22 protein-coding genes are annotated in these 22,016 nt (G+C 40.8%); 18 read left to right on the forward strand and 4 right to left on the reverse strand.

Going from position 1 to position 22,016, the window contains the following annotated elements; genetic code table 11:
• Positions 1-215 precede the first annotated feature (215 nt).
• A complete protein-coding gene (locus tag G5A70_RS14480) occupies positions 216-1,001 on the reverse strand; it encodes a helix-turn-helix transcriptional regulator (RefSeq protein WP_173750182.1) in 786 nt (261 codons plus the stop codon).
• 144 nt (positions 1,002-1,145) lie between these two features.
• Here G5A70_RS14480 and G5A70_RS14485 point away from each other — a divergent pair, with 144 nt between their 5' ends.
• Entirely contained in the window at positions 1,146-2,447 is a 1,302-nt protein-coding gene (locus G5A70_RS14485; RefSeq protein ID WP_173750183.1) for a glycoside hydrolase family 27 protein, read from the forward strand.
• Between the two features lie 112 nt (positions 2,448-2,559).
• On the opposite strand, the gene G5A70_RS14490 is transcribed toward G5A70_RS14485, so the two are convergent.
• Positions 2,560-4,473 carry a beta-N-acetylhexosaminidase gene (locus tag G5A70_RS14490; RefSeq protein ID WP_173750184.1) on the reverse strand — a complete coding sequence of 638 codons (1,914 nt, stop codon included), beginning with the start codon at positions 4,471-4,473 and terminating at the stop codon, positions 2,560-2,562.
• Between the two features lie 21 nt (positions 4,474-4,494).
• Positions 4,495-5,859 carry an MATE family efflux transporter gene (locus G5A70_RS14495; RefSeq protein WP_173750185.1) on the reverse strand — a complete coding sequence of 455 codons (1,365 nt, stop codon included), beginning with the start codon at positions 5,857-5,859 and terminating at the stop codon, positions 4,495-4,497.
• 169 nt (positions 5,860-6,028) lie between these two features.
• Between G5A70_RS14495 and G5A70_RS14500 the strand changes: the two genes are divergently transcribed.
• Positions 6,029-6,814 carry a hypothetical protein gene (locus G5A70_RS14500; protein ID WP_173750186.1) on the forward strand — a complete coding sequence of 262 codons (786 nt, stop codon included), beginning with the start codon at positions 6,029-6,031 and terminating at the stop codon, positions 6,812-6,814.
• A 16-nt stretch (positions 6,815-6,830) separates the two neighbouring features.
• On the forward strand, positions 6,831-7,529 hold the full coding sequence (locus G5A70_RS14505; protein WP_173750187.1) for a hypothetical protein: 699 nt from the start codon (positions 6,831-6,833) through the stop codon (positions 7,527-7,529).
• Positions 7,530-7,589: 60 nt separating this feature from the next.
• On the opposite strand, the gene G5A70_RS14510 is transcribed toward G5A70_RS14505, so the two are convergent.
• Entirely contained in the window at positions 7,590-8,204 is a 615-nt protein-coding gene (locus G5A70_RS14510; protein WP_173750188.1) for a GDSL-type esterase/lipase family protein, read from the reverse strand.
• 295 nt (positions 8,205-8,499) lie between these two features.
• Here G5A70_RS14510 and G5A70_RS14515 point away from each other — a divergent pair, with 295 nt between their 5' ends.
• The 15 genes from G5A70_RS14515 (at position 8,500) to G5A70_RS14585 (ending at position 21,847) form a co-directional block, all read left to right on the forward strand.
• The gene (locus tag G5A70_RS14515) at positions 8,500-9,009 is read left to right on the forward strand and encodes a prepilin peptidase (protein ID WP_173750189.1); all 510 of its coding nucleotides are present in this window, start codon (positions 8,500-8,502) and stop codon (positions 9,007-9,009) included.
• On the forward strand, positions 9,006-10,028 hold the full coding sequence (locus G5A70_RS14520) for a hypothetical protein (protein WP_173750190.1): 1,023 nt from the start codon (positions 9,006-9,008) through the stop codon (positions 10,026-10,028). Before G5A70_RS14515 ends, G5A70_RS14520 begins: the two co-directional genes overlap by 4 nt.
• Positions 9,997-11,202 carry a CpaF family protein gene (locus tag G5A70_RS14525; protein WP_173750191.1) on the forward strand — a complete coding sequence of 402 codons (1,206 nt, stop codon included), beginning with the start codon at positions 9,997-9,999 and terminating at the stop codon, positions 11,200-11,202. The genes G5A70_RS14520 and G5A70_RS14525 overlap by 32 nt, the downstream gene beginning before the upstream one ends.
• On the forward strand, positions 11,199-11,966 hold the full coding sequence (locus G5A70_RS14530; protein WP_173750192.1) for a type II secretion system F family protein: 768 nt from the start codon (positions 11,199-11,201) through the stop codon (positions 11,964-11,966). Before G5A70_RS14525 ends, G5A70_RS14530 begins: the two co-directional genes overlap by 4 nt.
• A complete protein-coding gene (locus G5A70_RS14535) occupies positions 11,956-13,173 on the forward strand; it encodes a type II secretion system F family protein (RefSeq protein ID WP_226853741.1) in 1,218 nt (405 codons plus the stop codon). The genes G5A70_RS14530 and G5A70_RS14535 overlap by 11 nt, the downstream gene beginning before the upstream one ends.
• Before the next feature lie 614 nt (positions 13,174-13,787).
• Positions 13,788-14,309, forward strand: a complete 522-nt coding sequence (locus tag G5A70_RS14540) for a metallophosphoesterase family protein (protein ID WP_173750193.1) — start codon at positions 13,788-13,790, stop codon at positions 14,307-14,309.
• A 42-nt stretch (positions 14,310-14,351) separates the two neighbouring features.
• Positions 14,352-16,928, forward strand: a complete 2,577-nt coding sequence (locus G5A70_RS14545) for a hypothetical protein (protein WP_173750194.1) — start codon at positions 14,352-14,354, stop codon at positions 16,926-16,928.
• A gap of 255 nt (positions 16,929-17,183) precedes the next feature.
• Complete coding sequence (locus G5A70_RS14550; protein WP_004613167.1) at positions 17,184-17,735, forward strand: GNAT family N-acetyltransferase; 552 nt, start codon at positions 17,184-17,186, stop codon at positions 17,733-17,735.
• Between the two features lie 48 nt (positions 17,736-17,783).
• Complete coding sequence (locus tag G5A70_RS14555) at positions 17,784-19,052, forward strand: DNA repair protein (protein WP_064786745.1); 1,269 nt, start codon at positions 17,784-17,786, stop codon at positions 19,050-19,052.
• A 7-nt stretch (positions 19,053-19,059) separates the two neighbouring features.
• Positions 19,060-19,380, forward strand: coding sequence for a hypothetical protein (locus G5A70_RS14560; RefSeq protein WP_004613165.1), 321 nt, complete (start codon positions 19,060-19,062; stop codon positions 19,378-19,380).
• Positions 19,377-19,688, forward strand: coding sequence for a hypothetical protein (locus G5A70_RS14565; protein ID WP_004613164.1), 312 nt, complete (start codon positions 19,377-19,379; stop codon positions 19,686-19,688). The genes G5A70_RS14560 and G5A70_RS14565 overlap by 4 nt, the downstream gene beginning before the upstream one ends.
• Positions 19,689-19,792: 104 nt before the next feature.
• The gene (locus G5A70_RS14570; protein ID WP_117963856.1) at positions 19,793-20,398 is read left to right on the forward strand and encodes a hypothetical protein; all 606 of its coding nucleotides are present in this window, start codon (positions 19,793-19,795) and stop codon (positions 20,396-20,398) included.
• Positions 20,399-20,465: 67 nt separating this feature from the next.
• A complete protein-coding gene (locus G5A70_RS14575) occupies positions 20,466-21,374 on the forward strand; it encodes a ParM/StbA family protein (RefSeq protein ID WP_004613162.1) in 909 nt (302 codons plus the stop codon).
• A complete protein-coding gene (locus G5A70_RS14580; protein WP_004613161.1) occupies positions 21,371-21,649 on the forward strand; it encodes a hypothetical protein in 279 nt (92 codons plus the stop codon). Before G5A70_RS14575 ends, G5A70_RS14580 begins: the two co-directional genes overlap by 4 nt.
• 27 nt (positions 21,650-21,676) lie before the next feature.
• Positions 21,677-21,847, forward strand: a complete 171-nt coding sequence (locus G5A70_RS14585) for a hypothetical protein (RefSeq protein WP_009244264.1) — start codon at positions 21,677-21,679, stop codon at positions 21,845-21,847.
• The last annotated feature ends 169 nt before the right edge of the window (positions 21,848-22,016 follow it).

Genomic DNA, 22,016 nt, shown 5'->3' on the forward strand with positions numbered 1-22,016 from the left:
GGAAGTGCAGCAATGTATGGAGCTGACTGCTACTAATCGGTCGAGGGCTTGACCTAATAGCTTAGAAAGCTAAGCGAAACGGTAAGTTGGAATTGGTTTGGTTTTGTGTATGCGGTTTTGAAGGTATATGAGAGAGAACTTCTGTAGATAGTAATGTCTATAGGAGTTTTTTTTGTTTTACAAAAAATGGAACACTGTGTAGGATTCGGGGAAGATTACATATTTCGGTATTCTCTGGGGGTACAGCTGCACTGTTCTTTGAATATTCGGTTGAAAGTCTGTTGATTGTGGTAGCCGCACTCCATAGCAATAGTGGTAATGTTCATGTTGGAATTCAGAAGAAGATACCGGGCATGATTCATACGAAGTGCATTTACATATGAAGAAAAACTCACTTTTAAAACATTGGAAAAGATTCTGGAAAGCGCATATTTTCCAATGCCGAAATGTACAGCAACATCCGAGAGAGAAATGTCCTCACAAAAGTGTTCCGCGATGTAGGCAATAATACTGCAGACAATGTCCTGAGGAGGCAGTTCCTGATATTCCGTAAGCTGAAGAAGAGGAAATAGACGGCATAATATTAAGGAAAGAAAAGAGGAAATCAGGGCGCTGTCTTTTTCGGCTGCTGTTAAGGTAAACAGTCTTTTTTCTGCAAAGAGAATATCCGGATGAAGTTCTTCAGCAGCAAGTACCGGATTTGATGGAAACATGGAGAGTAGAAGCTTTTTATGCAAAGGAAGCAGGTCGAGATAACTGTTAATAATATTTAACTGTGTGTTTCCTTTTGCAGAAAGCGTATGATAGCTGTGGGGAACATTGGGAAAAATCATAGCCAGGGAACCCTCCGGGATAACATATTTTTCCCTGCCAATTTGCATTTCCAGCGAGCCTTTCATGACATGTACAAGTTCAATATAGCTATGTACATGTAAGGGATATTGTAAAGAGTTGAATTCTTCTACAGCAAAAAAATAGTCTTCTTTATTTTCGTAAAACATATGGAAACCTCTGCAATAAATGTGTGGTATTTCTTTTGTATTATGAATCATTATAAGTGAGTATCTGATATAATGTCAAATAGCAAAAGAAGAAAAATAGTATGTGTGAAAAGTGGTATAGAAAAATAAAGGAGAGGGATTATTATGAATAAAAATGCATGTGCCCAAACACCGCCCATGGGCTGGAACAGCTGGGACTGTTATGGGGCGTCTGTGACGGAGCAGGAGTTAAGGCAAAATATTGATTACATGGCAGAACATCTGAAGTCCCATGGTTGGGAATATATTGTCTGTGACATTCAGTGGTACGAGCCTACCGCTAATTCCAGCCATTACCATAAATTTGCGGATTTATGTATGGATGAGTATGGCAGGCTTTGTCCGGCGCCTAATCGTTTTCCATCTGCCGCAGATGGCAGCGGCTTTACAAAGATTGCGGCCTATGCCCATGAAAAAGGATTAAAATTCGGAATTCATATTATGCGGGGAATTCCCCGTCAGGCAGTGTCTCAGAATGTAAAAATAAAAAACAGCATATATACGGCCAGAGAAGCAGCGCATCCGTCCTCTATCTGTTGTTGGAATACAGATATGTACGGGCTGGATGCCACAAAGCCGGGAGCACAGGACTATTATGATTCTATTTTGGAATTGTATGCGTCCTGGGGTGTGGATTTGATTAAGGTAGATGATATTTGCGTAAAATATGGGCAGATAAATAATGAGAGTACTCTGGCTTACGGGGGTGATGAAATCCAGCTTTTAAGACATGCCATTGATAAATGCGGACGTCCGGTAGTGCTTAGCTTATCTCCGGGTCCGGCTATGGTGGAGCAGGCAGAGCATTTGCGGAAAAATGCCAATATGTGGCGGATTACCAACGATTTGTGGGATAGTTGGGAAAATATTATGGAAATGTTTGCCCGTTGTCATCAGTGGAGCCCTTATGTGTCGGAAGGCTGTTATCCCGATTGTGATATGCTGCCGGTAGGGCATATTTCCATTCGGGGCTGTGAGCATGGACTGGGAGAGAGACAGAGCCGTCTGAGCAGGGCAGAACAGCGAACTATGTTTACGCTGTGGTGTATATTCCGTTCTCCTATGATGCTTGGCTGTGAACTTACTGATATGGATGAATGGACAAAATCACTGGTTACCAATGATGATGTTTTGGGGCTTCTGAAGAAAAGCAGAAATGCCCGTCAGATTTTGCGTACCTATGATTTGATTGTCTGGAAAGCAGAGGATAACGAGAATAATTCTTATATAGCATTTTTCAATATTACCAATTGGAAAGAGACATTCCGTATTAGTCTGGAACAGTTGGAACTGGAAGGCCGGTATTGTGTATACGATATGTGGAGACAGGCAGAGTGCGGAGACTGTGAGGGCAGTCTGAGTGTATCTCTGGATTCTCACGATGCGGTACTGTACAGGCTGAATTAGAAACCAAGGGGCTGTCGTATGAAGTGGATATCGAGGATATTTATACATTTTGAACACAAAATGTATAAATATCCTGATTGCCGTTTCCTGTGGCAGTCTCTTTGGTTTTCTATCAAACCGTATCTATTAAATCACATCCGCTTACGATTTTACTCCAAAGATTTTCTCTCAGTTCTACTTTAGTGTCATGTGGATATTTCACATCTGCCGTCCAGTAGGGAAGGCGTGTCTGTTCCAGTTCTTCCAGCCGGTCCAAATCTCCATTTACATAAGAGGAGACTCTTCTTGCCGTGCTTTCCAAGCGGGTTTTTACACCGGACAGTTTGATGTCCATGAGTTCGTAGCCGAAAGGTTTGGCATCTGCCATCCACAGTTTTTCACGAAGCAGGTGCATATGTTGGAGATTCTCCAGAATATTGGGGATAACTTCCGTACAGATTTTCTGTAGTGTGGATAAGTTCTTTGTATCGTAAGCCTTTTTTAGATGTATTCCAAGGTCGGCTTTTTGGGAAAGCACCTGAGCAAAGGATTCATAAAAACGGAAGAAATCTGCATATTTTGAGGAGGTTTCCTGGCATTTCGCAAGTTTATCGGCCAAATTTCCATAGTACGTTTGCGTATCCATTCCTTGAATATGATAATCAAACATACCAAGCATAGGGTCCTGGTAAAGCAGGTACTTGGAAGGATTGTCCGCAGAAAGGTTTTTGCCTGTTCCCTGGAAAAGTGCATCAAAATTATCCAGAAGATAAAAGTCTTCCAAACGTGCATCGATACAGTCAGTAAAGAGTTGGGAGACTTCTTCTTCAGAAGGATTTTCCTGGAAGCAAAGGGCGGCGAACAGGATAAGCCCCGGATAAATGGCGGCAATAGGAGTCTCCGCACCGTTGTCCATCCAGCCTGTAGCGAAAACTTCCGAAATACCCTGGCTTTGACATTCCTGCAAAGCACTGCGTGTACACTGAAATGCTTTTCCGTAATTGGGGGCAATACCGTTCCAGTTCCAGATACCGCCTGCAAAAATGGTTCGTGAAGAAAGTTCTTTATGTACGCGCAGCATATTCCGGTAGACATTTCTGTCCAAATTATAGTAATCCCAGTAAACAAGTCCAAGGCCGTCATCTGGTTTTGTCCAGGAGGAAGTGTCTGTGTTTTCGTCCACGTCATAATAGCCTTTTCCATTATTGGAAGTGATGTACATATCACTCCACATCATTGGTTTCCAACCCAGTCTGCGGCAGATTTCCAGTACACGCTGGCTGTGTTCACGGATAAGAAGAGAACTTTCTCTATAACCGTTTTCCCGCAGATAATTGCCAAGACCCAGCATAAGGGCTTCATCCATACCAATGTGAATGTTTCTGGAAGAAAAACAGTCTTTTAAAGAGCACAGAAGTTGTTCCAGAAAGGCGTAAACTTTTTCTGAACCAACCATGAGGATATCTGCGTTGTCTTTTAAATCCTGTCCCATAGGCCATTTTAATGCATTTCTCAGATGAGCCAGAGTCTGAATGCAAGGAACCAGTTCGATGCCGAAATTTTGGGCATAAGCATCCAGCTGGCGCAGTTCTTCCTGAGAGTAGCGGCCGCGGTAAGTGCCAAAGTAAGGAAGGCCCGGTACCTCATAAGTGTCTTCTGTATATAACAGTAATTGATTCATTCCAGCTTTAGCTAAAATGCGGATAAGTTTTTTTACCGTTTCCGGAGTAGAAACTGCATTTCGGGAACAATCCAGCATAAATCCGTTCTTCTCAAAGAATGGTGTTTCCTGACGTTCAAAATCTTCTCTGCTGTGGTGAAGAAGATAATTCAGTTCCCGAAAGTAATGAGCTGCCTCACGGCAGACGATTCTGCAGTTATTTCCAGTTTTGGAAACCATCAGTGTATTGACCGAAGAATCTACCGTTACGGAAACCTGAAGTTTTTCACAGAGGCTTGCCAAATCGGCATACTCTTCCAATAAAAGATTGGTTCCTTCATCTAAAAGGGATACAGTTTTGCTGTCAGCATCATAAGAAAAATACATAATTTTGTTCTCCTTTATAAGTTAAATTTGTTGATGCGCATGAAAGAACTTTTTCTGCTGTGTGTAATAGTAAAGAATAAACAGCACTGCGGTCAGTCCCCAGGAAATGGGGTAGCACAGCAGAATGTTGGAAACACCCGGTCTGTGAGGAACTACGAAGAATATCCAGATAATACGCAGGATACATACACCACCGCAGGTCATCAGCATAGGAACCAGAACATTTCCAATACCTCTTAGTGTACTGGAAAGGATTTCTATAAAAATAAAGAGTACATAAGAAGGCGCAATAATATGAATAATTTTCATACCGATTTTTAAAACTTCCGGGTCCGTAGTAAAAAGCCGCAGAAGATATTCCCCAAAGAATAAAAGCAGAGCGCTTACCAGGATGGATGCCAGAAAATCCATAAATAAACAGATTTTGACACTTTTTTTCATACGGTCGTATTTTTGCGCGCCGTAGTTTTGTCCGATAAAGGTGGTAATAGACACGCTGAAAGCACCGGAAATCATCCAGTAAATAGCATCAATTTTGCCAAAGGCAGTATAGGCCGCCATGGTGCTGGTGCCGAGGTCATTCAGGGAGGTTTGTATAATCATATTGGCAAGATTGTACATAACAGACTGAATACCGGCGGGAAGACCTATGGTTATAATAGAAACCAGCAAAAACTTGTGAAAGCGGATTTCCTTTGGATGCAGGCAGTACATATCCGTGGACTTCAGCAAAGCCCAGATGACCAGTACAGCGCTAACTGCCTGGGAGACTACTGTGGCAATGGCAGCGCCTGCAACCCCCATATTGAAACCAACGACTAGAAGAACATCCAGAAAGATGTTGATAAAGCAACATGCAATCAGAAAATAAAGCGGTCTTGTGGAATCCCCTACAGCCCGGAGAATAGCGGAGCCTACGTTATAAATAAACACAAAAATAATGCCGCCAAAGTAAATCCGAAGATAGGTGGCAGAGTCAGCCATAACGTCTGCAGGTGTTTTCATAATTTTTAGCATGGAAGGTGTGAAAAGAATTCCTGCTATAGTAATCAAAATACCGCCTGCAACGGACAGGGCTGCCGCCGTATGAAGGGTGTCGTTCAAGTCCTTTTTATTTTTGGCACCATAGTAACGGGCGATGATAACAGTTGCGCCGGAGGAGAGCCCCACAAAGAAGCCCACAATCAGATTTACCATCTGTCCGGTAGAGCCGCCTACGGCAGCAAGGGCTCTGGTTCCCACGAATCGCCCCACCACTACTGCGTCCGCTGTGTTGTAAAGCTGCTGAAACAGCGTTCCCAGCATAATTGGAAAAAAGAAAAACAGCAGCTGCTTCCAGATGACACCTTCTGTAATCTGGTTAACCGCCTTTTCTTTTGTGCTCATAAAATTCCCCCTTGTTATTTGTAAAATAGCAGACACATAAGTATATATATCACAGCTTTAGCAAAATGTCGATATTGAAAAGTTATAATAATTTTACTATTTTTTGGTGAGGTTTATGGTATGATAAGGTTAAAGAAAAAGCGGGAAGCAAACGAGGAGGTAGATATTTATGGAAATAAGGATTCGTGTAGCAAATCCAGCGGGAAATATTACAATCTTTGTTATGGACAGGGTAAAAACAGAAGCCTATTCCGCAATAGCCGGACAGTTGCTGAAGCGGGAAGAACTGCACGCAGAGCAGGTGGGATTTGTGGAAACAAAAGAAGGGCAGGGGATGCATATGCAGATGATGGGGGGAGAATTCTGTGGAAATGCAACGAGGAGCTTCGGCTACCTGCTTAGTATGCTTTCGAAAGACAAGCCAAAGGAAGTTATGGTGGATGTCAGCGGTTCGGAGAAAGTTTTGAAAGCAGAGGTTGATTTGGAAGAAGGCACCAGCCGGGTGGAAATGCCGGTTCCTTTGGAGATAAAGGAGATTCATCTGGGGGAAGAGGGTGTTTACCCCGTTGTAGTATTTGAGGGAATTTGCCATATGATTGTGGAGTCAGAACCAAGAGACCAGGAGTTTGTGAACCGACTGATGAAAAAGGCAGAACAGATTTGTCCCTGTGATGCTTATGGGGTAATGTTTTTGCAGGGAAAAAATATGGTGCCGGTAGTGTATGTGAAGGAAACGGATTCCATGGTATGGGAAAGCAGCTGTGGAAGCGGAAGCATGGGGGCTGCCGTTTATCTTTCCCAGGCAAAGGAAAATGGATGGTATAGCTGTGAACTGCATCAGCCCGGAGGTGTGATTGAGGTTTCTGTCTGCAGAGAACAGGGAAAGGTTACGGCATGTAAAATGGGCGGTCCGGTTACAATTTCAGAGGAAATGAAAGTAGAAGTGAACATATAGAAAGGTTGAATAAGTTATGGAATGCGGAAGGCTGAGACATCCATATATTGCAGTTATGAAGGAGGGAAGATTATCCTACGGCGGAAATCAGCAGTGGAGCAGGAAGAAAGCCGTGCAGAAATACGGCTGCGGAGTGATTGCAGGGACGGATTTACTGCTGTACTTGAGTTTACATAAGGAGTATTGTAAGGGAAAAGAATTTAAGAATTGGGAAAAGGAAAATGGGATTTTAGAGGCAGAAGAATATATGGAACTGGCAGAAACCATGAGGCGTCACTATTTCCCCGTAATTCCCGGACTGGGAATGCCGGGGTGGCTGCTGTCAGGGGGTGTTAATCGGTATTTTCGTGCAAACCGAATTCCGTTGAAAGTTTCTTTCGGGGTATTGGGAAGAAATTTCAGAAATAGAATCGGCGCCATGCTGGCCCATGATATTCCGGTAATTCTGGCTGTGGGTCCTAATTTTCCTCTCCCTTTAAAGAAGCATAAACTGACGTTTTATGAGAAAAAGGGCAGCGCTTATGAGGAAAGCTGCAGCGTGGCAGCGCATTTTGTGGCTGTTACGGCTCTGGACGGGCCTTGGATGCAGATATCCTCCTGGGGAAAAATGTATTATATTAATTTGTGCGAGTATCAGGAATATGTGCGCAGACACAGTCTGTTTCTTATCAGCAATATTTTTTATATTCGGAAAAGGAAACGGATTTCTGTATAAGAAAAGTTTCAGAAAAGAAACAGCGGATGTTTCTGAGTATACAGAAAAATCCGCTGTGTGTTACAGACAGAAAGATTCTTTTACAATCTGGGCAAGCATTCTCTGGCCGGTTTCCGTCAGATGGATACCGTCTGTGGTAATGGCCTCAAATCCCATTTCCCGGATTTTGGCGTTCATTGGTTCCTGAAGGGGAATGAAGAAAGCCCCGTAATTGCGAGCCAGCTTTTTGATGTTTTTGGACATTTTTTTCTGCCAGGGAACCCAGTCCTCATATTTTCCATCTTTTGGGAAAATAAAGGGCTCCAAAATAATTACTTTGGCATTGGTTTCTCTGGATAAATCAAAAAGCATTTCGTGGTAAGCGCGAATGCTGTCTTCCAGCATATAAAGCTTGTCCTGTTCGGAAGCCTCTGCACCAACAATGAACCCGATGTCATTAATGCCCACCAGAATACTGACATAGTCCGGGTGCAGAGAGATACACTCTCCATGAAGGGTCTGGGCAATATGCTCAGTGACATAGCCCTCTACACCTCTGTTGATAATCGTCCAGTCCTGATTTTGGTCTTTTAATGTTTCTGAAAATATATTCACATAACCAAAGCCAAGCTGATTGGAGGATTCCTTTCTGCCGGCATCGGTAATACTATCACCTAAAAATACAATAAGTCCCATAGCCTGTACTCCTTAATCCATACAATGGATATAGATTTATTTTGCGGCGGGAAATCTGCTGTGTAGATTTTGCCGTTTATATAATACATTTTAACTGAAAATCCTCGGCATTGCAAACGATAATTTTGTGGAGTCTGGACAAATAGTAAATTTGGTACTTATTTTGCTTTACAAATCCAAAAAGCAGAGGTATAATCGGAATCAACTTCAAAGCAATTATCTTATTTTCAAGTCAGCGGTTCCGCTGAGATTTCCAAACAAAGTTACAATTTTATACAGGAGAAGGGGTGGTTTTATGTCTGTACAGTCGTGCCTTGTTTTAGTGATTGCGGGTACAGCGGTTCTCATGGATTTTCTGATGGAAAAGGTGATCAACAGTTTTATTTGCCTGGGTCTGCTGGCGGGATTCGTGACGTGCCTGCAGGAGGAGGGAATCCGGGGAATTCCCGTATATGCGGCTGGGGTTTTGATTCCCTGTGTTCTGCTTTTGCCTTTGTTTTATTTTCGTATGCTGGGGGCGGGAGATATTAAGGTATTCGCTGTACTGGGAGGTCTGACAGGCAGCCATGGGATTTTATCCATCATGTTCGGCTCATTTCTTTTAGGGGCTGTTTTATCTTTGGCATTTTTGATTTCCTGCGGGAATCTAAAAGAACGCATCTCTTATTTTTTTCACTACTTTTATAAGTATTTTGTAACCCATCAGGTACAGTCTTATATTCAAAAAGGACAGAAGGCGGAGAATTTTCATTTTACCGTTCCCATTTTTTTGAGTGTTATGCTTTATGCGGGAGGTTTCTATTGAAGAAAAATGTAATAGCAGTATGTGACAGCGATGCAGAATATGCCTGTAATTTTGCAGAATATTTAAACAGCAGGAAAAAACTGCCCTTTCAGGCAGAGGCGTTTACCAATGCAGGGACGCTTTGTGATTATGCAGGGAAAAATCCACCGGAAATTTTATTGATTGCAGAAGCTGATGTGGATAGCCAGGTAGAAAAACTGGGGACAGAAAACATGATTGTGTTGTCTGATGAAAAGGACAAAGAAGAGGGTCAGCATAAGTTTGTGTACAAATATCAGTCTGCGGAAAGCGTGATTCAGGAAGTTATGAATTACTATACCCGAAATTCAGCGCCGGCGTTTTATGCTATGTCAGAGCGCAGAATGTCTGTTATAGGGGTGTATTCGCCGGTGTCCAGATGTGGAAAGACCCTGTTTGCCCTTACTGTGGGGCAGATTTTAGGCGAGAGAAAATCAGTTTTATACGTGAATATGGAGGACTATTCTGGATTTGACCAGTTGTTTTCAGGGCATACGGGAAAGAATCTTACGGACTTTTTCTATGAACTGCGCTGCAAGGAGGGGAAGATGCTGCATTGCATGCAGGAGTTGATTCGGCCTATGGGAAAAATGGATTATCTGCCGCCTGCGGAGTCACCGGAGGATGTAAGAGATATTTTATTTTCGGAGTGGCTGCAGCTTTTTGATTTGATTCGCAAAAACAGCAGATATGAAGTTCTGATTCTGGACATCGGCAGTTGTACAGACCAGCTCTTTCGTATTCTGAACCTGTGCAGCCATGTCTATATGCCTGTTCAGGAGGATCTTATGGCACGGTGCAAACTTGCCCAGTTTCAGAAGCTGGTAAAAAGCTGGGGCGCCATAGAGGAAGAGCGAATCCGGGAAATTCGTCTTCCGGCATTTCAGCCGGAATGTACAGACGGAAATCTGATAGAGTCCCTTTCCTGGGGGAAGTGGGGAACTTGTGTGAGAAAGGTGTTGGAAAAGAATGGAGAGTTTAAGACAGCAGGGAAAACCTGAGTATTTTCAAGACCTCAGGAATAGGCTGCTGCAGCGGCTGGAAGAAAACTGGGAGGATTCGGATACAGAGGTGTTGGAACTCATCGATGAATTGATGGCTGGTTATTGTAAAACGGTGTATATGTCCATTTCCCAGAGACAGAGTCTTAGGAAAGAGCTATTTCAATCTGTGAGAAAAATGGATATTTTGGAGGAACTTTTGGAGGACGACAGTATTACCGAAATTATGGTAAATGGTTGGAATCGGGTTTTTATTGAGCGGGGAGGACGTATTTTTCCCTGGAACAAAAGTTTTTCTTCTCCGGAAAAGCTGGAGGATGTGATTCAGCAGATGGCAGCCCGGTGCAACAGGGTGATAAATACCATGCAGCCCATTGTGGATGCAAGACTGAAAAACGGAGAGCGGGTCAATGCAGTCATTGCTCCGGTGGCCCTAGATGGACCGGTGTTGACTATTCGCCGTTTTCCAAAAGATCCTATTACCATGGAAAAGCTGATTGAGATGGACAGCCTGAGCCGGGATGCAGCGCAGTTTTTGGAGAAACTGGTGCAGGCGGGGTACACCATTTTAATCGGCGGAGGCACGGGGTCAGGAAAAACTACTTTTTTAAATGCCTTGTCTGAGTACATCCCCAAAGACGAAAGAGTGATTACCATTGAGGACAATGCAGAACTGCAGATTCAGGGAATTGCAAATCTGGTGCGTCTGGAATGCAGACAGGCTAATATTGAGAAATCTCAGGAGATTACCATTGGGGACTTGCTGAAAACGTGTCTGCGCATGAGGCCCAGCCGGATTATTGTGGGGGAGGTACGTTCCAAAGAGGCAGCGGAACTTCTGCAGGTGGTGAATGTGGGAAACGACGGAAGTTTATCTACGATTCATGCAAATAGCTGCAAGGATATGATAAGTCGCCTGGAAACCATGGTATTGATGGGGATGGAACTTCCCATTCCGGTTATCCGGCGGCAGATTGTTTCGGGCTTTGATATTTTCGTTCATCTGGGAAGGATGAAGGATAAAAGCAGGAAGGTTCAGGAAATCTCTGAAATTGACAGAATTGAGGCAGGTGAGGTGATTTTAAATCCGTTGTATGTAAGAACTTCTGGTCTGGAGAAGACAGGGGAGATGATACACAGGGAAAAATGCAGGAAGGCGGGAATTATGTTATGAAGAAAAACAGAAAAAAACGGGAAAAGACAGATTATCAGACATATCACTTATCCTGGCAGCAATGGATACAGTATACAGCAGAATCCGTGGCTTTGTGCGCAGGAATTAACTATTTATTTTATAAAAGTCCGGCTGTGTTTTTGTTTATGCTGCCTGTTCCGGTGTGGTATATCCGTCAGAGAAGGCGGCAGCAGATCATTCTTCGGAAAAGACGTTTGCAGAATCAGTTTAAAGATGCGCTGAATGCCATTCAGGTCGGGATTGCTTCCGGCTATTCTCTGGAAAACACGGTCCGGGAGGCAAGAAAAGATTTAGAGCGGATATACAGTAAAGAGGCAGAAATGACACAGGAATTTGCCTACATGGAAAGTCAGATAAGACATGGCGTATCCTTGGAAGAGCTCCTGTATGATTTGGGACTTCGCAGCGGTGTGGAGGATATTATGAATTTTTCGGATGTATTGATACAGTCTAAGAAAATGGGAGGAAATATGCGGATTGTCCTGCAAAACTGTATTACTTCCATAGAGGAAAGATTGGAAGTGAAAAAGGAGATACAGGCGGTGCTGTCTTCCCGGAAGATGGAGCAGAAAATTATGAGTGTGATTCCACTTGGGATTATTCTTTATATGCAGCTTACTTCACCGGGATTTTTAGATGTGCTGTATGGAAACGAAATGGGAATCTGCATTATGACGGCTTGTCTGGCTTTGTATTTTGCGGCATTTCAATGGGGAGTGAGGTTGACGGAAATTGAAGTTTAAACTGTCCGGGAAAAAAGAATGGTATCTGGCAGTACTTATCATTGTGGTGGGAAATCTTCTGGGCATGGGTATGGCAGCGGTGGAAAAGAGGTCTGTAAAAACAGATTACCTTGAAAGAAATCCGTATGGAGAAGGGGCTTACGAGGAAACGCTGCAGGTGGAACTGGAAGGCAAGCAGGAAGAAATTCAGATTTATGTGGAAGAACAGAAATATACAGAAGCAGACAAAAAACGATATCTGAAAGAAGCAGAAAAAGAACTGAACACCTGGTTTCAAAGGGTATGCGGGGATAAGGGCGAGATTAGACAGTCTCTTTCCTTTCCGGATAAGCTGGAACAAAATCCCGTGACTTTGTCGTGGAGTACCAGTCAGCCTCAGATTCTGGACTGGGAAGGAGTACTGGGAACAGGAGTTGCCCCTAAGGGAGAGATGGTGGATTTAATGTGTACCATAACATTGGAAGAGGAAATGAAAATTTGGCAGAAAGAGGTACGGGTATATCCCCCAAGACGGACAGAAAAAGAAGCGCTTCAGGAGGAAATCCAGGTACGGGCAGAGAAATTAAGCGAGGAAAACTCGAAAAAAATGTATTTGCCAGAAACTTATCAGGGAGAAGCGGTACATTACCGCAGGACAGCAGGAAATACAGGATATCTGGTATGCGTTCTTTCTGTTCTTTTAGGATTTGGCATATTTCCGTTGAAAAAGGAGAGAGAAAGACAGAAGGAAGAACTGAGAAAAAAAGAAATGCAGAGAGATTATCCGGATGTACTGGACAAACTGGTGCTGTTCTTACAGGCAGGATTCAGCATTCGGAAAGCAATGGAGAAGCTGGCCATTGACTATCAGAGAAACCGACAGAAATATCATATGAAAGAGAGGGCTGCTTATGAAGAAATTGTAAAAACGTGCAGAGAAATGGAAGGGGGTGTTTACGAGGCAGATGCTTACGAAAGGATGGGGAAACGGTGTAAAATTTCCCAGTACAAAATTCTTTCTGTGCTTCTGGTACAAAATTTAAGAAAGGGGAATCAGAACATTTTGGAATTATTGGAAAGAGAGGCGGCATCTGCAGGTGAAGAACGCAAGAGAGAAGCCAGAGTCAGGGGAGAAGAGGCTTCCGTAAAACTTTTGCTTCCCATGATAATGCAGTTAATGGTGGTATTGGTTATTTTAATGGTTCCGGCATTTTTGAGCTTTTTGTAGGGAGGTGAAAAAAATGACGTTGTTACAGGAATTTTGGAAGGAAGAAGATGCAGTGGGGGTTGTAGAGATTATTTTAATACTGGTGGGAAATTTCACCCCGTATTTGGGGTGTGTATTGTGTGGATAGAGTGGAAATGTGTGGACAAATCTTACTAGATATACAGAGAAAGGTGGAAAGTGTGTATGAAGTCAAAGGAAAAATCTAAGGAAGAGATTGTATTGATTAGATATTATAACGTGTTGTTTTATCTAGTTTTTAAGGGTGGGATAGATGACTTTAATAGACAGTGCTTGGTGAATAGAATTAATACAGGGGAGTCCATTCGGATGAAGCAAATACAGAAATGGTGTCATTATCATCAGATCACATATAGAACCAGATTTATTTATAGAAAGGATTTTCCTCTTAAAGCCAATTTATGGAACTTATATTCTTACATTAGGTTTTTATTGGAAAACAGATAAAAAATTTCAGATATTATGATGTGGTTATTACATGTACCATGCTGTCCATTCTTTAATCAACATCCATTCTTTAATCAGATGACGGGTAAAATTTTTTATGCTAAAATAGAGTTGTAGAAAATTGTCATTTTTAAGCAGGAGAAAAGAGTATGGAATTAGTATTAGTACATATTACAGATATACATCTCGAAAACGACACAGATTATAATATTTTAGAAGGCAGAAGTGAATATATTGCAAATGCAATAAATAAACATATTATAGATGAAACGAATACACTGCTAATTTTGTGTATCACTGGAGATATAGCATATTCGGGCAAAGAAGAGCAATATCTATTTGCGTCAATATTTATCTCTGACATTATAGCGGGTATAAAGAAGAGATATAATGATTTGTTTATACAAATTGTAACCGTTCCAGGAAATCATGATTGTGATTTTGACAGAGAGGATAGTGTCATAAGAGAATCGGTACTACGTGATTCTAATTTAGATATGTTAAATGGTAGTATTATCAAGACTTGTACTACAGCTGAAGAAAATTATTTTAACTTTGTGAAAGACTGGGATGAAAGTATAGCACCATTAGTTAGTGCAAGTGCTGAAAGCATATTTGCAATTAACGGATTGAGATATAAAGGAGTTTCTTTAAAATTTCATTTTTACTAGAACACAGCATGGTGTTCTAGTAAAAATGAAAAACCTAAAGAGATGAGAATTGCCATTCCTGAACAAGAAGATAAGATAGAAAATGATATTGTTATTACTTTGATGCACCATGATGAGTCGTGGATGACTTGGGATAGTGTTGAGGAATGGAAAAAGTATTATAAATATTATTCGGATATTGTATTAGTGGGGCATGATCATGTTTCTGAGATTGTATTAAAGGATAATTATGGTGCTGCAACAAATTATTTTGTGAAAGGAAACCAATTATATAATTCACATTATCCAGAACAGAGTGGTTTTAATGTTTTGAAAATCGATTTAGAAAGTAATATTGAGCGCTTTTTTTCATATGAATGGAATGGAAAACTGTATGAAAATATATTAGATACTAAATCGAGAGAATTTAAGAAAAACCGTTATGTAAAAAGCGGTGTTGAATTAAAAGCAGATTTTTTGGAATACTTAGAGGATAATGAAATAGATTTGGTAAGTAAAGCCAAAGGGATATTGAAATTATCCGATGTTTTTGTTTATCCGGTTTTAAAAGGGGAAAGTATTAGTAATAAAAAGAATAAAGCGCTGTATAAAAATAAAGAAGATATTATTCAGATCATAAAAAACAAGAAATATATCATGATTTCTGGGGAAAAGGAGTATGGAAAGACAGCTTTATTAAAGCAGTTATATAAAGATTTTTTTAATATGAAATTATATCCAGTAATGGTAGATGCCACAGAATTGAGAACTGGAGAAGGAGATGAATTAAATAATAAGATTGCAGAAATTTATGAACAACAATATTCTAATTTGGAAAAAGAAGAAATCCTGCAAATGGAAGAAGAAAAGAAGGTGTGTATTATAGATAATTTTGAAGAGATTGTAGTTTCGGATAAATTAATAAAAAAAATACTACATTACCTTACTTGTAAATTTGGGATTGTGGTGATTACAAGTAATCTTCAAAATGATTTGCTTGGTTTCTTGAAAAATGTAGAAACAAAAGAATATTTAGAAAAGAAATTCACGCGCCTATATATTCAAGACCTAAAAAACTATATGAGAAGAAAATTAGTAAGTAGGTGGTTGCTGTTATCTAATGAGGAACAAAATCCTGAAAGTCAAGAGTTTGATGTATTATGTAGAAATAAGCTGGCACAAGTACAAAGTGTTATGAAAACAGGATTTTTTAATAAGACGCCAATAGAATTTTTACTTGTGCTTTCCTATTTAGACAATTATGAAAAAATGAATACGGATTATAGTAGATATTCCTATATTTATGAATGTTTAATTCTTGATAAGATAAACGAAATATCCAATGGCGATACAAATGAAGCAACTATGTATAAGACTATTCTGGAGCAATTAGCTTTCAGAGTTTATGATGAAGAACAACAGCAAAATATGGAAGAGAGCTTTGTCTTAGGGGTGATTTTTGATTATAATCAAGATTATCGAGGAAGTAAGGGAAGCGGAATTGATGTCATTAATAACCTGACTAAATATAAAGTTCTTGAAAAGAGAGAAGGTAAATATAGATTTAAACATAGCTACATGTACTACTATTTTACTGGAAGTTATATTTTGAACCAATTACCTCCAGATATGAAAATGCAAAAAACAAAAAAAATATTTGAAGATTTATCGAAAGAACTTAATTTTAATATTGCTTTATTTTTAGCATATGATATGAGTGCGGAGTATGAAATATTACCATTGATACAAGCAGTATGCAAAGAGCTTCTTGTAGAGTATCAAAATTTTGAGTATGCTCAACAAAAAGATTTATTAAAAAAATTGGAGTATGATATAGATCGAAAAGTGGAACAGATATTCAATATACCTAAGAATGTAAACATACCTAAAATTCAGGAAGAAACAGCCCTTAAGCAGTATGAAGTTGAAATGGATGAGGTAAATCAACAATCTGAAAAAGATGAGGAAATGCTTGAAAAGGAAGCAGAATTAGATAAAATGTCACTTGAATTTACCAAAACAATAAGAATTATTGAGTTTTTGGGAGATATTTTAAAAAATTACTCATCATCCATTAAGCGGAAACCAAGAATAGAAATAATAAATTTGATGTATGATTCAAGTATGAAGCTTATGGGAGCGTTATATGAATCCCTGAATGGAATGATAGATACTATCATTGAAATTGTAGACGAAAAAGCAAAAGAAGATCAGGAAGAAATTGCAGCCAAAAGTCAATTCAAGATGAAAATAAATGAATTTCTGAGTCAATTTTGGGGAGCCTTCGTTGGTGCTACAGTATGTAATCTGGGGTATTCTTTGCAATCAGATAGGATTGTGGATGAGATTATAGATGTTAGAACTGAGAAAAACTGTACATTTTTCCGAATGGCAAGTATTGATTATTTAATAAGAACTCAGAATGGACATTTGCCAGTTAAGGACATTGAAGAATGTATCAAAGGCAAGAACAAATTAGATACATTTTCTCGCAGTATTTTATCGCAGAATGTGGCTGTCTATTTGAGGAATTATCAGTATGATGTAAATGATAAGAAGGCTGTTTGTTCATTGTTAAATTTCAACATAAAAGATATATTTATAGATGAACAAAAAAATAAATTAATTTCAGACGTATAGAAGGGGAGGACAAACAGAAATATTCTTTATATTGTAAAAGTGGAAAGAAAGTGGAAGCATCTGATAAGGAATTACAAGATACAAAACAATTTTACTAAGATTTTTGGAATCCTACAAAAACCAAATTGTTAGGCAACGTGATGAAAGACCGGTCAAGTGAGGCCGGCCTTTTTTCATAGAGATGGAAAAAAGATGCGATAAATTCATATTGAAAAAGAACATATGTTCTGATAAAGAACAGAAAGGGGAATTCAAATGAAAAAGGATGTTTTTCAAAACTGTCCGACTTATCAGTCTGAGCGTTTTGAGATACGAAAGATGGAAATGAAAGATGCACATGGATTATTCCAGTGTTACAGTAATCCCCAGGCTGCCCGATATTTTAACGGCGACTGCTGTGGGGATGATTTTTATTATACAGACTATGAGAAATTTTTAGAATGCATGAAATTTTGGGAAAGCAGATACCAAGTGAGGGATTTTGTACGTTTTACCATTGTAGATCAGAAACAAAAAGAAATTGCTGGAATGGTAGAGATCTGTCCGTCTTATAAATATTCTGCAGATGGTTCTAAGATTGGGATTTTGAGAATTGATCTATTACCGGAATATGAAAATGAAAAGATGATTAAGGAATTGCTTACCGTGATCTTAGAGCATATCTATGAGGACTTTGAAGTACAGGCAGTTTTGATGAAAGCACAGGAATATGCAACTGAAAGAAGAAATATATTAAAACAGTTTCATTTTGTAGCAGCAATGGACGAATGTAACATTTCTTTTAGGGATTATTTTATCCGGTTCTGAATGAAAATAACTGAAAAATGCGGATACTAATCTGGAGGAGGTGGGAACATGCAAAAGGATAGAACCTATGTCTGTATTGATCTGAAATCCTTTTATGCATCTGTGGAATGCCGGGAAAGAGGATTAGATCCCATGACTACGAATCTTGTAGTAGCAGATCCAGAAAGGTCAGATAAAACTATCTGTCTTGCGGTTTCCCCGGCAATGAAAAAACTGGGCGTTCCAGGTCGATGTCGGGTTTTTGAAATACCCAAAGGAATTGAATATATCATGGCTCCACCAAGGATGCAGCTTTATATTGATTATTCGGCAGAGATTTATGCGATTTATCTGAAATACATTTCCAAAGAAGACATCCATGTTTACAGTATCGATGAAGTGTTTATGGATGTAACGGATTATCTGGCAATGTATCAGATGTCTGCAAAGGAACTGAGTGTAAGGATCATGGAAGATATTCTTGAACATACCGGGATTACTGCGACTGCCGGGATTGGAACAAATCTGTATCTGGCCAAAGTTGCATTGGATATCACAGCAAAGCATGTAGAGGATCATATTGGGATATTGGATGAAGAATCCTATTGCAAGACTTTGTGGAATCATAAGCCGCTGACAGATTTTTGGAGAATCGGAAAAGGGATTGCCAACCGGCTGGAACAGTCAGGTATCCGGAGAATGGGAGAGATTGCCCATGCAGATGAAGACATGCTTTACCGGATGTTTGGGGTAGATGCGGAATTACTAATCGATCACGCCTGGGGCAGGGAAAGCACTACCATGCAGGATATCAAATCTTACAGACCAAAGACCAATTCCCTTTCCAGCGGGCAGGTATTGGAGTGCGATTATACCTTTGAAAAAGGGAAACTTGTGGTGAAAGAGATGGCTGACCTTCTTTGTCTGGAATTGGTGGAGAAAGGATTGGTCACAGATTCCATTACCCTGCATGTAGGATACAGTAACCGGCTGGAGAAGAAACCTGCACACGGGACCATAGGGTTACGGAATAGTACCAGTTCAGCCAGACAAATTATTGCGGCTACGGAAAAATTATATTGTCAGATTGTAGATCCGTATACTTCCGTCCGGCGAATGACTGTAACCTTTAACCAGGTGGTAGATGAGCAGTATCAGCAGTATGACCTGTTCACAGATCCGGCGGAATTAGAACGGGAACATCGGATGCAGGAGGCAATCTTGGATATTAAAGAAAAGTTCGGGAAAAACGCTATCTTGAAAGGGATAGACCTGCAGGCAGGAGCCACTACGATGGAACGGAACCGTCAGATAGGAGGGCATAAAAGTGGAACATAGAGGACGTATGAACCGAGAAGACCGCGCAAAACAATTTATGCCATTTGCTGCTTTAAAAGGTTATCCAGAAGCGCTTCGAAAAAAAGAGAAAATCGTAGTACCCAAAATAGAACTGCCGGAAGAGTACCAGGAAGAGCTGGATCGGAAACTTCGACAGATTAAGAAAAATGATGTAGTCACGGCAGTGTTTTTCTTCAAAGGAGAATATCTGCAGAAAAAAGGGATGGTGTCCCGAATAGATACATCCGCCAGAGTGATACAGATCGTCAATACGAAAATCTGTATTGATGATTTATATGATATTGACAAAGAAAATGAGATGATGTGAAGCAGCCTAAAATGAGCATGAGCTTGGACAGGCTGTTTTTCTTTTGGAGAAAGGGGGATAGTCTGCTGATAGAAAAGAGAGAACAGGATTTGTTTGAAAGAATGAAAAATTGTATTGGCTGTACCTATATTTCTGACCTACCCAGATACCGATATGAAGTATGGGAGAAGATGAAACGTATATCATTGGATCAATATACGTTAAAACAGCTGGACGATTTTTGCGAGTATGTGTTTGGAATCCGATATTGGATGGTAAAACAAATGCAGGAAAGGGAGGGGACTTTTGAAAAATCAGAATGTAAATAAGCTGAATAGTTGCTACAAAAGAGAGCAGATTCTTTGTGTAGTATTGTGAATAGCTTTCTGGCACAAATATGGTATCCTGTTGTGCTGGAAAGGAGGATGTGCCTATGAAACTGTCACGGGAAGAAGCATGGGCAGGGACTTTAGAGTCTATGGTGGATAATCGGGTAGTGTTCTATTTGAGAAGATATAATAGAGATTATCAAGACTATTCCAGGCAAATGAAAGAACTGTGTGAAAAGTATCCAGCTATCATACAACTGATCGATGGAAATAACGGGGTAACCTTAAATGATGAGGAATACCAGGTATTTAAAACCTACAGCGAGCTGTCATCTAACCGGGAAATGCTGGAACGGGCATACTATTATTACTTTGGACAAGCAGATATGTTCCATTACCAAAAGTTATTAAAAGAGATCTCAGAAACGAAGGAAAGGGAACCGGAACAAAGAAAAAAGGAAATTTTGGAATGTATGAGGCAGTTCCGATTGGAAGAAGCAGAAAAGGAGTTCCGCTTTGATCCAAAATATCAAAAAGAAAGGGATGAAGTGTTTCAATATGAACAAGAACTGCGTAGTATGGGGCTTTCAGAAGAAATCATTACAGTCATTGATAATTATCTCTGTGCTCTCAATGCCGAGTGGCTGAGATACGGGGAGTTAGCTTATCAATATGGCATGGAAGATATTTTAGCAATGATAAAAGAATAAGAAGTGTAATGAAGAAATGCCGTCCTTTCGGGGGCGGCGTTTCTGTCTGTAAAAAAGGAGGAATTGCATGATTATTGGAGTAGATCATGGCTATTCTGCCATGAAAACAGCGCATATTTGTTTCCCATCAGGAATTGTAAGATATGAGCATGAACCCTATACCAATCGTGGAGTGTTGAGGATAGAAGGGAAATATTATGTGTGCGGCACAGGGAGACAGCCGCTTTTGCGTACCAAGACCGAGAATGAGCAGTATTATTTATTGACACTCGCAGCTATCGCACAGGAAATCCGCTTCCGGAAGGCTCCCCGAAAAGCGGAGGTGGTGCTGGCCGCTGGCCTCCCGCTTACCAGTTTCGGACGGGAAAAGAAAAACTTTCGGGATTACCTGCTGGAAAGAAAAAATCCGGTAGTGTTTGAATACGAAGGGGAACTCTATGAAATCCGGGTTCTGGATGTCAGACTGTTCCCACAGGGTTATTCTGTCGTAGCAATGCACCCGGAGATCATCCGGGATGAACCTTCTGTTCTTTTGGTAGACATTGGCGGTTGGACTATTGACATCATGCGGCTGGATAATGGTGTCCCAAATGCAGCAACCTGCAGGAGTTTGGAAATGGGAGTCATCCGTTGCCAAGACGAGATTCTGGAACAAGTCCGCAGAGATACTGGTTTGTCGATCACAGAAGTACAGGTGGAACGTGTTCTGAACGGAAAGAGCTGCAGCATCTCTGAAGAGGCAAAGAACATCATACTTACTTATGGGAGACAGTATGTGAAGCGGATCGTGTCTGCCATCATGGAGGCTGGTTTCGATCTGCAGGCAGTTCCAGCTGTATTTCTGGGAGGGGGAGCAAGACTTTTTGAACGCAACGTAAGCCCCCAGGACCGCCTGTGTCGGCTTATTACCCTGCCAGACGTATGTTTAAACGCTGCAGGATTTGAAAGGCTTGCAGGGCAGATTTTGAAACGATGAAACGTCCGGTATTTTCTTTCCGGCCTAATAGGAAAGACCGAAACCATAGAAAAGCATGGAGCATTCTGGAGAAAGTGCCGGAAGGAGAGAAAAGCCAGTTTGTTGTGGATGCAATTTTATTCTATGACCAGGCAGATGCACTGGAACAGCTGATCCGGAAAAGTGTTCGAGAAGAGCTAAAATGTGGCGATGTGCGACAAACTGCCGCAACTGCAGAGCCAGAGGAGCTGCCGGATCAGGTATTGGATTTTATCTCGATGCTGCAAGAGGAATAGAAAGATCACGTGGAAAGGAGGGGTGCCATGAGCAGAATGGTAGTTGTAACGTTACCGGAAGACCAGGTAACCCAGCTGGAATTTCTGGCAAAAGAAGAATCCAACCGGATTGGAAAAGAAGTAACCATGACGGATCTTGCGGAGCGGGCTGTCCGTCAGCAGATCAAACGGATGAAACAAAAGGATAGAAAAAGGTAGGATTTTAGTGGAGAAAGTGTGTGAAAAGGAGAGGAGGGGTGCCTATTGAGAGCAGGAAAAATATGATTATGTAATATGCTTCGTTTGCAGAGCATTTCTTTGTCAGGTATTGTGAATGAAAAGTCTAATCCCCCAGCTATGCTGGGGCGAATAGTGTAAGTGGAAACGG

It is taken from the genome of Blautia hansenii (assembly GCF_013304445.1).
Taxonomy (GTDB): Bacteria; Bacillota; Clostridia; order Lachnospirales; family Lachnospiraceae; genus Blautia.